Source organism: Myxococcus llanfairpwllgwyngyllgogerychwyrndrobwllllantysiliogogogochensis, from assembly GCF_006636215.1.
In the GTDB taxonomy this organism is placed as follows: domain Bacteria; phylum Myxococcota; class Myxococcia; order Myxococcales; family Myxococcaceae; genus Myxococcus; species Myxococcus llanfairpwllgwyngyllgogerychwyrndrobwllllantysiliogogogochensis.
In genome coordinates this window covers 1-14,173 of the sequence record NZ_VIFM01000278.1, presented here as the reverse complement: position 1 = coordinate 14,173, position 14,173 = coordinate 1, and the positions used below count along the sequence as shown (strand labels likewise).

The 14,173-nt window shown below is 69.1% G+C and carries 12 protein-coding genes and 1 pseudogene; 6 read left to right on the top strand and 7 right to left on the bottom strand.

Annotation, left to right across the window (positions count from 1 at the left end):
* On the top strand, positions 1 to 480 hold a 480-nt coding region (locus FJV41_RS41070), incomplete at its 5' end, for a response regulator (protein ID WP_141648082.1).
* A 110-nt stretch (positions 481 to 590) separates the two neighbouring features.
* Here the strand turns inward: FJV41_RS41070 and FJV41_RS41065 are convergent.
* The gene (locus tag FJV41_RS41065; protein WP_141648081.1) at positions 591 to 1,892 is read right to left on the bottom strand and encodes a radical SAM family protein; all 1,302 of its coding nucleotides are present in this window, start codon (positions 1,890 to 1,892) and stop codon (positions 591 to 593) included.
* A 200-nt stretch (positions 1,893 to 2,092) separates the two neighbouring features.
* Here FJV41_RS41065 and ald point away from each other — a divergent pair, with 200 nt between their 5' ends.
* From ald to FJV41_RS41045, 4 genes are all read left to right on the top strand, one after another.
* Positions 2,093 to 3,217 (top strand): alanine dehydrogenase, encoded by a 1,125-nt coding sequence (ald, locus tag FJV41_RS41060; RefSeq protein ID WP_141648080.1) that lies wholly within the window; start codon positions 2,093 to 2,095, stop codon positions 3,215 to 3,217.
* Between the two features lie 244 nt (positions 3,218 to 3,461).
* Entirely contained in the window at positions 3,462 to 4,103 is a 642-nt protein-coding gene (locus tag FJV41_RS41055) for a sigma-70 family RNA polymerase sigma factor (RefSeq protein ID WP_141648079.1), read from the top strand.
* Between the two features lie 23 nt (positions 4,104 to 4,126).
* The gene (locus FJV41_RS41050) at positions 4,127 to 5,008 is read left to right on the top strand and encodes an anti-sigma factor family protein (RefSeq protein WP_141648078.1); all 882 of its coding nucleotides are present in this window, start codon (positions 4,127 to 4,129) and stop codon (positions 5,006 to 5,008) included.
* Between the two features lie 212 nt (positions 5,009 to 5,220).
* Positions 5,221 to 6,849, top strand: a complete 1,629-nt coding sequence (locus FJV41_RS41045; RefSeq protein ID WP_141648077.1) for a response regulator — start codon at positions 5,221 to 5,223, stop codon at positions 6,847 to 6,849.
* 84 nt (positions 6,850 to 6,933) lie between these two features.
* Here FJV41_RS41045 and FJV41_RS41040 read toward each other — a convergent pair whose 3' ends face one another.
* The 6 genes from FJV41_RS41040 to FJV41_RS41015 all read right to left on the bottom strand — a co-directional run bounded on the left by FJV41_RS41040 (position 6,934) and on the right by FJV41_RS41015 (position 13,792).
* Positions 6,934 to 8,076 (bottom strand): hypothetical protein, encoded by a 1,143-nt coding sequence (locus FJV41_RS41040; RefSeq protein WP_141648076.1) that lies wholly within the window; start codon positions 8,074 to 8,076, stop codon positions 6,934 to 6,936.
* Entirely contained in the window at positions 8,073 to 8,843 is a 771-nt protein-coding gene (locus tag FJV41_RS41035; RefSeq protein ID WP_141648083.1) for a type III pantothenate kinase, read from the bottom strand. Before FJV41_RS41035 ends, FJV41_RS41040 begins: the two co-directional genes overlap by 4 nt.
* Before the next feature lie 55 nt (positions 8,844 to 8,898).
* Positions 8,899 to 9,918 carry a biotin--[acetyl-CoA-carboxylase] ligase gene (locus FJV41_RS41030; RefSeq protein ID WP_174456662.1) on the bottom strand — a complete coding sequence of 340 codons (1,020 nt, stop codon included), beginning with the start codon at positions 9,916 to 9,918 and terminating at the stop codon, positions 8,899 to 8,901.
* 98 nt (positions 9,919 to 10,016) lie between these two features.
* The gene (locus FJV41_RS41025) at positions 10,017 to 10,667 is read right to left on the bottom strand and encodes a hypothetical protein (RefSeq protein WP_438616779.1); all 651 of its coding nucleotides are present in this window, start codon (positions 10,665 to 10,667) and stop codon (positions 10,017 to 10,019) included.
* Positions 10,645 to 11,559: a HEAT repeat domain-containing protein gene (locus FJV41_RS41020; RefSeq protein ID WP_141648073.1), complete on the bottom strand. Its 915-nt coding sequence runs from the start codon at positions 11,557 to 11,559 to the stop codon at positions 10,645 to 10,647. The genes FJV41_RS41025 and FJV41_RS41020 overlap by 23 nt, the downstream gene beginning before the upstream one ends.
* Positions 11,560 to 11,626: 67 nt before the next feature.
* Positions 11,627 to 13,792, bottom strand: a complete 2,166-nt coding sequence (locus tag FJV41_RS41015; RefSeq protein ID WP_246137733.1) for an HTH domain-containing protein — start codon at positions 13,790 to 13,792, stop codon at positions 11,627 to 11,629.
* Positions 13,793 to 13,890: 98 nt separating this feature from the next.
* Here FJV41_RS41015 and FJV41_RS41010 point away from each other — a divergent pair.
* Positions 13,891 to 14,173, top strand: a pseudogene (locus FJV41_RS41010) (outer membrane protein assembly factor BamB family protein); the annotation flags it as partial.

Here is a 14,173-nt window from a genome sequence, read left to right as displayed (position 1 = left end):
CCCCCGGCCTCGGCCACGTCGGAGGCCCCCCAGGCAGCCACCCCAGCCGCCGCCCCTGTCGCCTCGACGGGGCTCAAGGCCGCCCCCAGCACCGGTGGGCGCAAGCCGCGCATCCTCATTGTCGACGACAGCGAGATGACCGCCCGAATCATCGAGGCGGATCTGGTCGCGAAGGGCTTCGAGGTCCATGTCGCGGACACCGCCGACAAGGCCACGAAGATCATCCTCAAGAAGCAGACGCGTCCGGACCTGGTGCTGCTGGACGTGCGGATGCCCAACGTGAACGGCGAGCAGTTCTGCCGCTTCATCAAGAGCAACAGCCTCTTCAAGGGCATCAAGGTGCTCTTGTGCTCCGGCGAAAACGTCGAGGAGCTCCAGCGCATCTGTCGTGAGGCCGGCGCCGATGGCTACATCCCCAAGGATGCCGTCATGGGGAACCTGGTCGCCAAGGAGCTGATGCCGCCTGGCGGCGGCGAGTAGCCGACGCGAGGGCCCCACCCGGCCCGCGCGCGTCCGTTCTCGACGAAGCCCGCCAGGAGACACACGGGCCCGCCTCACGCGGGCCCGTCCCGTTCGGCGAGTTCCAGGCTTCACCGTCCCGCGGCGTTCTCCCGCTCTTCCAGCCCGCGCGCGAAGTTGCCGATGATGAGCCCCGGCCGTGCCGCCTTCAGGCGCTGGAGCAGTTCGCGGATGCCCACCGGCTCTCCGCCCGCGCCCACGTCCCGCGCCGCATCCAGGTACTGGAGCGGGTCGATGGCCAGCGAGCGCGTCTGCACCTGGTCCACCTTGTACTTCTTCACCAGTCGCTCCAGGGCCTTCACCTCGCCCTCGCGGTCGGTGACGCCGGGGAACAGGAGCAGGTTGAGCGCCAGGTACGCGCCGCGCTCGCGAGCGAGGGCAATCGACGCCTCGACGTCCTCCCAGCCGTACTTCACCGGCTTGTAATAGGCCTCGTACAGCCCCTTCGACGCCGCGTTGAGCGACACGCGCACCGCGTCCAGGCCCGCGTCGAGCAGGGCCTCCAGGCCGCTCGTGAGGCTCGCGTTGGTGTTGATGTTGATGGAGCCCTTGTCCGTGCGCGCGCGCATGTAGCGGATGGACTCCGCGATCTGCTTCCAGCGCGTGAGTGGCTCGCCCTCGCAGCCCTGGCCAAAGCTCACCATGGTGCGGCCGGGCGCGTTCTCCAGATGGAACAGGCCAATGGCGCCCATCTCCTCGGCGGTGGGGCCGTCATCCATCCGCTCGTGCGACGCGGGCGGGCCGCCCGCCGGCTGGTCGGAGATGCAGCCCACGCAGCGCGCGTTGCACATGACAGACGCGGGGATGGCCGCCTCGTCGCGGACGTAGAAGGTGTTCTGCGACGTGAAGCACCGGTACAACATCGCGCACGTCTTCAGCTGCTTGAGCACTCGGTTGTCCGGGAAGCGCGCCAGGTGCTTGTCCACCAGCGCCTTCATGTCCGGCGTCGAGTAGCGCTCCGGATCCCAATGCGAGCGGCGGTCCGTGTGGATGGCCCACGCCACCGGTCCGTCCTTGCCCCACGCCGCCGCCGTATAGGCCCACTGCGGCAGCACCGGCCCGTTGCCCTTCACCTCGCCCGGCAAGAACGTGCGCGTGTAACCCGGCGGCAGGAGCGCGCCCACCGCGTTGGGGGTGAAGGTCTTGCCGCCCACGTTGATCTCCCTCACCAGCTCCAGCTCCCCCGTCCGGGGGTCCTGGCCCACGGGGAGCCTGCCCGGCAGGTGGACCAGCCGCCCGGCGGACGGAAGGGGGATGGGCTTGTCCTGCGGAGGAACGAGTTCCTCGCCGCTGCGCAGCGTGGCCAGCAGGTAGGGGTGCTCCATCACCTTCCCCTTGGGGTCGGCGAACAGCAGCTTGGGCGCGGACGTCATGCCACGCTAACTACCACCAGCCCCCCATCTCTTTCGACGTCGAAGCGCGATGAGACGCGTTGCATTCAACGCCACGCGTCATCCCTCCGAGGTAACAAAGGCTCACCAGTGACATGTGTCCGGCTTCGGCGGATGCCTTGATTCCCTCGGGAGGGCTCGTTAGGGTCCGCGCGCTTTTTCAGTCCCTTTCGGAGGCAGTCGTGATCGTCGGAGTTCCCAAGGAGATCAAAACCCGTGAGTACCGCGTCGGCATGGTGCCTGCGGGCGTGCGCGCGCTCACGAGCGCGGGCCACACGGTGTTGGTCGAAACGAACGCCGGCGTCGGCTCAGGCATCCCCGACTCGGAGTACCAGCGCGTCGGCGCGCAGCTCATCGCCAGCGCGGATGAGGTGTGGAAGCGCGCGGAGATGATCGTCAAGGTGAAGGAGCCCATCGCGCCGGAGTACGAGCGCATTCAGCCCGGGCAGATCATCTACACGTACTTCCACCTGGCCGGCGTGGACCCGGAGCTGACCAAGACGCTGGTGAAGAAGAAGGCGGCGGCCGTCGCGTACGAGACGCTGCAGCTGGATGACGGCAGCCTGCCGCTGCTCAAGCCCATGAGCGAGGTGGCCGGAAAGATGGCCATCCAGGTCGGCGCGGCCTCGCTGGAGAAGGCCCACGGCGGCAAGGGCATCCTGTTGGGCGGCGTGCCCGGCGTGCGCCGCGGTCGCGTCACCATCATCGGCGGTGGCGTCGTCGGTCTGTGCGCCGCCAAGGTGGCGGTGGGCATGGGCGCCGAGGTCACCATCCTCGACGTCAACCTGGAGCGCCTCACCTACCTGGATGACGTGTTCCTCGGCCGCGTCAGCGTGCTGGCCTCCGACACGGAGAGCATCGCGACGTCCGTGCGCGAGGCGGACCTCGTCGTTGGCGCGGTCCTCATCCCCGGCGGCAAGGCCCCCAAGCTCGTCTCCGAGGCCCTCATCTCCGAGATGACCCCGGGCGCGGTCGTCGTCGACGTCGCCGTGGACCAGGGCGGCTGCATTGAAACGTGCAAGCCCACCACCCACGACAACCCCACGTTCGTCGTGCACGGCGTCGTCCACTACTGCGTCGCCAACATGCCCGGCGCGGTGCCCCAGACGTCCACCTACGCCCTCACCAACACCACCCGCCCCTACTCGCGGAAGATCGCCGACCTGGGCCTGGTGGAGGCCGTGAAGGCCGACCGCGCCCTCGCGCGTGCGATGAACACCTACAATGGCCACGTCACCTACGAGGCCGTCGCCAAGGACCTGGGGTACGACTACCGCCCCATCCTGGACGCGCTCAGCGGCAAGTAGCCTGTAGGGCGGCCTGACAGACAGGGCCCCACCCGGAGGGGAGGCGCGGATGGCGACATCCCGTCTCCCCTTCGTTATTGAAAGTGGGGAATAAAGTGCCCCGTCCGGAGTCTGGCGTACCCGAAGCGACCGGACGGGCGGGTGTGACTGGGAAGCCGTTGTTGCGACTTCTGTTCCCATGCATACATTGATGGGCAGGCGACAACTCATTCCCCAATTGTTTCGGGCCTTTGGAAGGCGGGACATGTTGGATTTCAGACAACCCAACCGGACGAAGCAGGAATTCGAGGAACTGGCGCTGGCCCACCTGGACCCGCTGTACTCGGCGGCCCTGCGCCTGACGAAGAACGAAAGGGATGCAGAGGACCTGGTTCAGGACACCTGCATGCGGGCCTACCGGTTCTTCGACAAGTTCGAGCGGGGCACCAACATCAAGGCCTGGCTCTTCAAGATCCTCACCAACACGTTCATCAACCGCTACCGGCGGAAGGTGAAGGAGCGCACGGTGGTGGAGGGCGTGGAGCGCGAGGCGGTCCATGAGCGCTTCGTCAGCCGGGACGCGACGGACTTCGCGGCCAACCCGGAGCAGTACTTCTTCGACAGGCTCCTGTCGGACGACGTGCTGCGCGCCATCGACTCGTTGCCCATCGACTTCCGACTGGTGGTCATCCTCGCGGACCTGCAGGAGTTCTCCTACAAGGAGATCGCCGAGATTCTCGAGTGCCCCGTGGGCACGGTGATGAGCCGGCTGTTCCGCGGCCGCAAGCTCCTGCAGAAGACGCTGCGCGAGTACGCGGTGGGCCAGGGTGTCTTCCGACACGAAGGCGAGGGCACCGATACGCCGGCGAACCTCGAAGAGTATCGTCAAAGGAAGAAGACGGGGTAGAAACAGGTTCCTACCGCGCGCCCATGAACTGCCAGGAACTCGAACGGCTTCTGTACCCGTATCTCGACGGCGAATTTCAGCCGGAGGAGCGGGTCGACCTCGAATCCCACCTCACCACGTGCGCCGCTTGCCAGGGGCGCGTCGAGGATGAGCGGAACATGCAGTTGGCCCTTCGCAGGGCCGCCCGTCACTCCGTGAAGCAGATGCGCGCGCCGGACTCCCTGCGCGCGGGTATCGCCCGGGGGCTCCACCAGGAACACCGTCGCGCCCAGTACGGCGTCTGGTTGCGCGCGGGCGCCGTCGCGCTGGTGGTGGTGACGGTGACGGGGGGCTGGTCCACGTATCAAGCCGGGCAGCGGCAGCGGCAGGCCCGGGAAGAGATCATCAAGCGCCACTCGCGCGGACTTCCGTTTGAAATCGCCTCGTCCGCGCCCGAGCAGTTGGAGACCTGGTTCAAGGGCAAGGTGGACGCGCGCGTCGCCCTTCCCCAGCTCCCCAAGGCGAAGCCCCTGGGTGGCCGCATCTCCATCCTCAACGGCCGGGAAGTCGCGTACATCAGTTACGAGACGCTCCCCGACGACGGCGAGCCCACGCGCCGGCTGGGCGTCTTCGTCCTCCCCGACGAGGACGGCCCCCGGCCCCAGGCGCTGCCCGCGGTGGAAGTCGACTCCGCGCAGGGCTTCAACATCGTCACCTGGCGGGACCACGAAATCGTCTACGAGATGGTCACCGACATGGACGAGCGCGACATCCTCCGCATGCTGGATGAGCGCGAGCACGGCACCACGGTGGCGAGCACGCCTCGGACGCTCGAATCCGCTGACGGGAATTACTCGTATCAAACACTCCCGCGGCCCCAGCGCTCCCGTCCCGCCGTCTCCGCCGAGCCCGCTTCGTATCCCTGAGCAGAAGCGCGCGGCGTCCCCTCGTGTTCGAAGCGCCTCACGTGAGTCGCGCTGGAAGCGGCCGCCCGGCTGCCCGGCGAGCGGAATTCCGTGCGGCCCGAACATTTGACGGTCCCTGACATGGCCGATAGCCTCGATGGCACTTCTTTCCTCGCGTGCCACCGTCACTCGTGGCGCCCGCGCGCGCCGCACCCAGGTCGGGCCGTTCCTACATGTCCAAGAAAATCCTGATCGTCGAAAAGAGCGACACCGCCCTCGCCGCCACCCTGCGGCCCGTCCTGGAAGGACGGGGCTTCACGGTGGACGACACCGCCGACGGCAAGGGCAGCGTGGAGCAGATTCGCCGGGACCGGCCCGACCTCGTCGTGCTGGCCGTGGAGCTGTCCGCCGGGCAGAACGGCTACCTCATCTGCGGCAAGCTGAAGAAGGACGATGACCTCAAGAACGTCCCCATTGTCATCATCGGCAACCCGGATGGTTTCGCGCAGCACCGCAAGTTGAAGGCGCACGCGGACGAGTACGTGGCCATGCCGGTGGACGCGCAGCTCCTCACGGACCGCGTGGGCGCGCTGATTGGCTTCCCGGAGCTGCCCGTCTCCGAGGACGTCGTGGACGAGAGCCTCACCCTGGACGCGCTCGGCGATGAGCCGATGACGGCGGACTTCGGCGAGGAGATCTCCGTGGACACGGGCGAAGAGGAGCCCGCGGTCGCCGGCGAGGAGCTGGACCTGGACGCGGCCTTCAACGACATGTCCTCGCCCGAGCCGGAGCCCGCCGCGCTCGTGGAGGAGGAGCCCGTCGAGGCGCCTCCCGACGCCGTCGTGGAGGGCGTGGAGGAGGACTTCTCCACCCTGGACTCGCTCGGCTCGGACGCGGATGACGCCCTGGACGCGCTGGATGACTCGGAGAAGACGGTGGTGGGCTTCATGCCCGTCCCCGCCGCCGCCGACGCCGCCGAGCTGCGCAACCTGCGCGCGAAGGTCGCCGAGCTCCAGGCGTCGCTCGAGGACTCGCGTGGCGTGGCCGCGCAGGCCGAGGACCGGGTGCGCGAGCTGGAGTCCGAGCTGGAAGGCAAGGCCACCGAGCTGGAGACCGCGCGCGCGTCCGTCGGGAAGAACGACAAGGACACCTTCGCCCTGCGCGACGCCGTCAACAAGCGCGACAAGGAAATCCTGCGCCTGAAGACGGAGCTGAACCAGAAGGACCAGGAGATCGTCGAGCTGAAGGACCAGCACCTGGAGCTGGAGCAGAAGTCCAGCACGTCCGAGTCGGAGATGGCCCGGCGCGACGCGCAGATCAAGACGCTCACCACGCGCGCGGACACGCTCGCCGCGGAGCGCAAGCGCGTGGACCAGCAGCTCGCCACCTCCAAGGACGAGGCGCGCGGCGCCACCGCCAGGCTGGCCACCGTCCAGGAGGAGCTGGATCAGCAGGCCGCGCAGGTCGCCGGACTCAACGCGGAGCTGGAAGAGCTGCGCAACCGCACCGGCCAGCTTGAGGCGGATGTGCAGGCCGCGCACGAGGAGGCCGAGGGCCTTCGCGCCCAGGTGGACACGGCGCAGCGCGAGGCCGAGGAGCTGCGGGGCCAGCTGGAGCAGACCCAGTCGGAGCTGTCCGAGCAGGGCACCCGCGCGGCGGACGAGGCGGAGGAGCTGCGCAAGCGCATCTCCGAGCTGGAGGCCACCGCGGTCCGCAACGAGGAGCGCGTGACGAAGCTCTACGCGCGCATCAAGAACGACGAGAAGCTGCGCGAGAAGACGAAGAAGGCGCTCGTCATCGCCCAGCAGCTCCTGGAGGAGCCCGCCTCCGCCGTGGCCGACGCCGACGAAGCGGCGGCCTGAAGCAGCTGAACGCCCCGGGTCCTCCTGGGGCGGTTGAACCTCGGGGGTCGAGCCTCCCGTCTGGAAGGCTCCCCCACCCCGCGCCTACTTGTCCTCGGTCTTCTTGGGCGTGGTCTTCTTCTCCAAGAGCTTCTTGGCGAATGCCTGCACCGCCGCGGGCACGTTCTTGTCGCGGCTCAGGTCCTTGATTTCGTTGTCGCGCAGCGAGTTGAGGAACTTCATGGTGACGGTGAGCGGCACCTTGGGGTTCTTCACCAGGGCCAGCCGCACCTTCATGTTCTTCGTCCACTCGCGGTTGTTGTAGATGACGCGCAGGACGTCATCCATCATCGCGCGGTTGGCCGCGAAGGACAGCACCTCGCCGTCGGTGATGCGCGGGCTGCGGACGACGGCCACGGCCACCAGCTTGTTCGTCTCGCGGATGAGCGCCGTGCGGGCTTCCTTGTTGCCCAGCGTCGCCAGCTTGATCTTCTCCGCGATGGACATCTTCATCAGCCGCTGCGCCAGCGTCAGCCGCTTGCCCTCCTCCAGCGGCGCGGCGTTCTCGTCCGCCACCTCGCCCCCCATCTCCTGGAGGAGCTGATCCGCGGTGGGGCCCGGGTCCGGAGGGGCCTCGGCGGCCTCCGGGCCGAACAGGCGCACGCGCGCGGCCTTCATCTGCGGCACGTCCGCCAGCACCAGGCCACTGCGCACCGCGAAGTCACAGACGCTGTCGATGAGCGACACCTGCGCCTGCGCGTTGGAGCAGAGGCCTCGCAGGATGTCCTCGTGACGAAGGAGGCGAAGCTGGTTCTGGCCGATGATTTCCGCCAGCTTCGCGCCACAGTCGCGCGCCACCACCGCGACGGCGTCGTCGGGCGTGCTGGCGTTGAGGATGAGCATCTCCGCGTAGGCGGCCTTCTCCTTCAGGAGACCCAGGAAGAAGCCCAGCACCTGCGGCTGCACCTCCTCGTCGCGCAGCGCGGAGCCGAGAATCCGGTCCGGAAGGCCCGCGGACGTCTTCGCCGCCATCTCCCGCACGGCCTCGTCCGGGTCGAACGTCAGCATGAACAACGCGCCCAGCATGTCCGACGGGCTGAGCGGAACCAGCGACTTGGCGGCCATCATCCGCAGCGGCACCGGCGCGGCCGGGTCCACGTGCTTGCGCAGGTTGGGCGGCATGAACTCCGCGTTGAAGGGGCAGCCCGGAGGCGGTGCTGGGATGTTGCTGGGGGCGGCGGTGGTCATGTCGCGTGGTTCCTTCCGTAGATGATGCGAAGGCCCTCGAGCGTGAGGAGCTCGTCCACTTCGTGGATGGCCTTGGATTCACTGGCCACCAGGGGAGCCAGGCCCCCGGTGGCGACGACCTTCACGGGCTGGCCCAGGTCGGCCTGCATGCGCGCGCAGATGCCGTCCACCAGCCCGACGTAGCCGTACACGAGGCCCGACTGCATGGAGTGCACCGTGTTGCGGCCAATGACGTGCGGCGGCCGGGCGAACTCCACCCGCGGCAGCTTGGAGGCGTTCTGGAACAGGGCCTCCATGGAGATGTTGATGCCGGGGCAGATGCAGCCGCCCAGGTACTCGCCCCGCGCCGACACCGCGTCGAACGTCGTGGCGGTGCCGAAGTCCACGACGATGACGGCGGAGCGGTGCTTCTCGTACGCGGCCACCGCGTTGACGATGCGGTCCGCGCCCACCTCGCGGGGGTTGTCGTAGAGGATGGGCATGCCCGTCTTCACGCCCGGCCCGACGAACATGGGCCGCATCCGGAAGTAGCGCTCGCTCATCTTCTCCATGCTGAACTGGAGCGGCGGCACCACGCTGGACACGGCCACCGCGCCGACCTTCGTCGCGTCGATGCCGCTGTGGGAGAAGAGCTGGCGCACCAGGATGCCGTACTCGTCCGAGGTGCGCCGGGTGCTCGTCTCCACACGCCAGTGGTCGAGCAGCTTGCGGCCGTCGAACACGCCGAGGACGGTGTTGGTGTTACCCACGTCGATGGCCAGGAGAATCACGGCCCGCACTCTACTCCGAAGGTGACTTGTCGAGGACCGCCTTGCCCCGCGCCTACTTCGAGCGCGGCGACTGCCGAGGCCGCAGTTGCTCCACGTCCCCCGCCAGCACGCGCTCCACCTGCCCTGACTCCGTGCGCACCAGCAGCGCCCCCGACGGGTCGATGTCCACCGCCAGGCCCCGCAGCTCGTTGCGGTCCGTACGAACCAGCACGTCCTGCCCCAGGGTGGAGGACAGCTCCTTCCAGCGGGTCCGCACCGCGTCGAAGCCCGTCTCCAGATAGAGGTCCAGCCACTCCTCCATGCGCGTCCAGAGCTGGGCGGCGAACTGGGCGCGGTTCACCCGCTCTCCCCGAGCTAGAGACAGCGAGGTGGCCGTCTCCCGCAGCTCCTCCGGGAAGTGCTCGGCCTGGCAGTTGAGGTTGACCCCCACCCCGACGATGACGAAGTGGACCCGCTCCGGCTCGGCCGACAGCTCGGTGAGGATGCCCGCGACCTTGCGCCCCGAAATCTGGACGTCGTTGGGCCACTTGATGGCGGCGTCGGTACCGGCCTCGCGCAGCGTCTCCGCCAGCGCCACGGCGGCCACCAGCGTCAGCTCCGGGGCCCGCTGGGGCGGCAGCTCCGGGCGGAGGATGGCGGAGAAGTACAGGTTGAGCCCCGGAGGGGACACCCAGACCCGTCCCCGGCGGCCCTTGCCCGAGGTCTGCTGCTCGGCGACGACGACCTCGCCGTGTTCGGCCCCGTCCTGGGCCAGGCGGAAGGCCACCTCGTTGGTGGAGCCCAGCACCGCGTGGTGGTGGAGGGTACGACCCAGGTCATGGGTCTCCAGCAGCGGCGCCACCTCCAACGAGGTGAGTCGGTCCGGCACTTCCACCAACCGGTAGCCCCGGGCGGGGATGGCCTCGATGCGGTAGCCCTTGGTGCGCAGGGCTTCCACGCGTTTCCAGACGGCCGTGCGGGAAAGGCCCAGCTTGCCCGACAGGGCCTCGCCAGAGGTGTAGTCGTCACCACTCTCGGAGAGGAACCCCAGGATGAGTTCCTCTTGCGTCTGCTCAGTCGATTCCACGGGCACGGCGGCACCTCGCACGAGGCGCAAGGGTACGGACCGGCGGACGGGCTTTCAACTCGCCCGCCCCAACGCCTGCCCCTCCCTGTTCACCAGCCCGGCGGTCAGCCGGCGGGCGGGGTGCTCGCCCCAGAGGGACGGCTGCCCTCCAGTTCGTACTTCGTCAGCTCCAGGCGCGTCTGGGGGATGCGCTGGCTCGCCGTCTCCAGCGCGGTCTCCAGGAGCACCATGCCCACCCCTGGGGCGAACGTCATGGTGTTGATGAGCGTGGCCTGGGCATCCACCCGGTTGCGCCCCTCCACCTGGATGCAGGACGGGAAGCTGCCCGCGGGCGTGTCACACGAGCCCCCAGCCTGGACAATCTGGTAGCGCTCCGTGGAGGACACCGACACCACGTTCGTCCACGCGTGGCCCGTCTCCAGGGGCCCTCGCAGCAGGTAGCGCTTGGGGTCTCTCAGGCCATAGGCGTCCACGGCCAGCTGCCCACCCTGGTTGTCGTGGAAGTAACCCTCCTCCTGCTTGAGGATCTCCACGGTGACGAGCTTGTCGGCGCGACCGTTGACCCGGTACGTCCACCGGTTGCCCACCGCGAGCGGGTAGTAGTCCGAGACGTCGCCAGACGCGGACTGCTTCTCCGGCTCCGCCTCCACCCGCTTGGAGCAGCCGCTCCCCAGCACCAGGGCGGCCAGAAGGACGGCGCCACCCACTCCGAACGAACGCGTCATCTCGATGTCAGTCCGCGTGGTCCCGACCACGCGCCTCCGCGGTGATGTGCTTGCGTGATGCGTAGAGTGTCTCCAGGGCCTGCTGCGCCGCGGCTTGCACGGCGGGCGCGTCATGCCCCTGGGCCACCGTATACAGGTACGCCTCCGCCTCGGGGCCACCAATCTCCCCCACGGCGAAGACCAGCTCCTGCACGAAGCCGTTGTCGCGCCCCCGCGCCAGGTCAATCAGCGCCGGCACGGCGACGCGCGCCTTCATCTCCACCAGCGCGCCAATCGTCTTGCGCAGGACGTCCCCGTCGGAGGACTCCTTCAGCCGATCCATGAGCAGCGGCGCGGCGGCGGGGTGCTGACGCTCGGCCAGCGTGCGCAGGGCGAACTCGCGCACGCGCGTGTCATCCGCGCGCAGCTCCTGCACCAGCACCTCATCGGTGCGATCCAGCGCGGACAGCTGCATCACCGCCGAGTCCGTCACCTGCCGCAGCACGGACTCCAGCGCGGTGCGCATGGCGGCCTGTCGTCCGGAGGGAGAGTCCTCCAGCACCGGCGCCTCGCCCAGGCCCACCACTTCGTAGTGCTGCGGCAGCTCACCGCCGAAGCGCTCCAGCACGAGGTTGGCGCCCACCTCGGCGTAGCTGCGAGGGTCCCCGTCCTTCAGTACCTCGCGCGTGAAGGGGACATCCAGCGTCAGGCGCCAGGGACGCACCTCGCGGGGCCCCTCCTCGCCCTTCAGCTCGAAGCGACGGGAGGACCTCAACGCCTGGGTGAACAACGTCGCGACACCCTCGGGCGCGAGTCCCAGCAGGGCGTTGTCCCGCACCGTGGCGCCGGACACATCCACCGGCGCCACCGGGTAGCTTGGCGCCTGCGACCGGCAGGCGCCAAGGAGGACGACGCAGATGGCGAGCATCAAGGCCGGCTTCATCGCTCCCCCAGGCTAACACCCGGGGACAGCCCGTGCCGGCCAATCCCACCCTCCGCGACGAACCGTGTCAGCCCTCTCCCCCTTCGGACGGACTCCGAGCCGGAAGAGGCGCGGCCTCTCGCACCTCGTGCGACTCACCCGCCTGCGTCGACTCGGTGGCCGGCGGGGGCGGAGGAACATCCCGATGAGACTCCGTGGGCGAGGCCTCGGCGGCGGGAGCAATGCGCCCCTCCTCCGTGGACTCGACGCCAACCTGGGGCGCGGCGACAGCCTCCTCTTCGGAGACCCGCGCCGGAGCGGCGACGGTCTCGCCCTGGGTGTCGGCTCCCGCCTCGCCCTGAGGCGCGGCGGTGGCTTCGCCCGTAGGCGCGGCCTCGCCCGGAGCGACGGCCCCGGCTTCGCCCTGGGGCGCGGCACCGGCCTCACCCGTAGGCGCGGCACCGGCCTCGCCCGTAGGCGTGGCACCCGCCTCGGTGCCCCGATTGCCACGGCCGCGGCGACCCCGACGACGGCGGCGGCGGCGCTTGCGGTCACCCTGCGAGGCATCGCCGCCTTCCGCGGCTCCGCCCTCGGGACGCGCACCCACGAAGGCGCTCGCGGCCTCGAGATCGTCGTCCTCGTCGTCATCCCCGTCATCGCCCTCCTCGTCCTCGGCCCCCGTGGACTGCGGCGGGGACACGGGCGCGGCGGGGAAGCTCTCACGGCCCTCGGCGGCGGACTCTCCGCCTCCGCGTGCCTCGGCTCCCTCGGAGGAGACCTCGACCTCGTCACTCGGGCGGGCCTCGCGCTGCTTGTCGCGGTCTCGCTCGCGCTCCCGGCGACGCTTCTCGCGGGGCGGACGCTCCGGCCGCTCCGACGACGCGGCGGCGGCGACCTCCGGGGACTCGTCGTCGCGCGTCTGCTTCTCGCGCTGACGCTCCTCGCGGCGCTTCTGGGCCTCCTCGGCGTCCAGCTTCGCGGCCTCGAAGAAGGTCTCGTCGACCTCGTACAGCTCCACCCGGGTGATGGTAACGGCCGTCTCGGCCTCCAGGAACTTCTCACCCAGCGCGTCGCCACACCACAACATCACCAGCGAGCCGCTGGCCTGGGCCTCCGTGCGCGCATCCCCGCGCACGTCACCCGCGCTCACCAGCAGACCCACCTGCGCCGAGTAGTGGCTCAGGTCGCGACGCAGCTCCTGCACCGACTTGCGGTCGATGGCGGGCGCGCCCTTCAGCATGCGCACCGCGTAGCGAAGCTCCACGCTGCCCTCGCGCTTGCGCGCCGTGAGCAGGGGGCCTTCCTTGGAGCGCTTGGCCACCTTCAGCTCGCGGAAGCCCAGCCCGTGCATCATCTTCACCACGGACTTCTCGAAGGTGCCCACGTCCGCTTCGCCCAGGCGCTTGCGCAGCCCGCGCGCCACGGCACGGCGTGCATCCTTGAGCGACGTGCGCAGCGTGGCGAGCAGCGCGGCGTCGACCACCGGCTCTCCCGCCGCCGCCGTGGCCGCCGTACGGGCCAGCACCGGACGCCCGGCCTCCAGGGGAATGCCCAGCGCCTGCGCGAACGCGGCCTGCAGCTCCAGCGACGGAGCCTCGCTCGGCGAACCCGCGCGCTCCAGCGTCACCTCTCCGGAGTCCTTGTTGAACGCGTACTGCGGACGCCGACCCGCGTCGATGCGACGCTGGTTGTCCTCCAACAGCGCCGTGAGCACCGCCTCCACCGTGAGGTCCTCGGCGCACAGCTCCTTGCTCCGAGCGCGCTCGATGATGACCTCCGTGCGCAGCCCGGCTTCGGCGTCGCTGAGGATTTCGAACACCACCTCGGGCAGCGGCGGGAAGCGCTTGCGCTTTCCACCCCGCTCCTCGTCCTCATCCCTCCGGCGCTTGCGCTCGCTGCCTCTGCCCGCCGCACGCACATTGTCCGTGCGCGGCTCCGGATGCCGCTCCGCTGGACGCAGCGGCGGCAAGTCCTCTTCCGGATTCGGCTCGATTACGCCAGTCTGCGCCAGGGCCTCCACATCCTCGGGAATCGACCAATCCACCAGCGCGAAGGTGTCCTTCGCGGTCACAATCACCTTGCGGTCCCTCGTGCGACGCGCCATGGCGGCGAGACGCGAGAGCATCGTCACCTCAGGCGTCTTGCCGACGTGGGAGAGCAGGCTTTGTTGGATGGACTTCTCGGTGATTTCAAGGAAGTGGAGGGGACGACCTTCGCTCTCCAGGATTCGGAGCGCGGCCTCGTAAAATGTCATCGAGTATTCCCCAAGAATTCCGAACGGTTACAAAAATGTAGGTCCGTATGGGCGGCGGATGCTAGCCATCGGTAAACTGGCTTGTCAACGAACCGAAGATGACCCGCATACGCATCGGACAGCGTTGGAAACGCGAACCCTCGGCCTCCCCGCTGGATTCCATCGCACTGGAACTGGATGGAGTGGACCTGCTGTCCGGCGCGGTGGAGGAGTCCTTAGCAGAAGTCGTTCCCGCTTTGGTGCGCGCCGTGGCCTCCTTGCATACAGGGGGGCGTGGGCTGGCCCAGGTTTCCCTGGCGGAGGCCCACCTGGAGCTGGTGCTCCGGAGGGTCGGCGCGGAGGTGGAGCTCCTCGTGGCGAGCCTCGCCCGCCCCGCCCGGC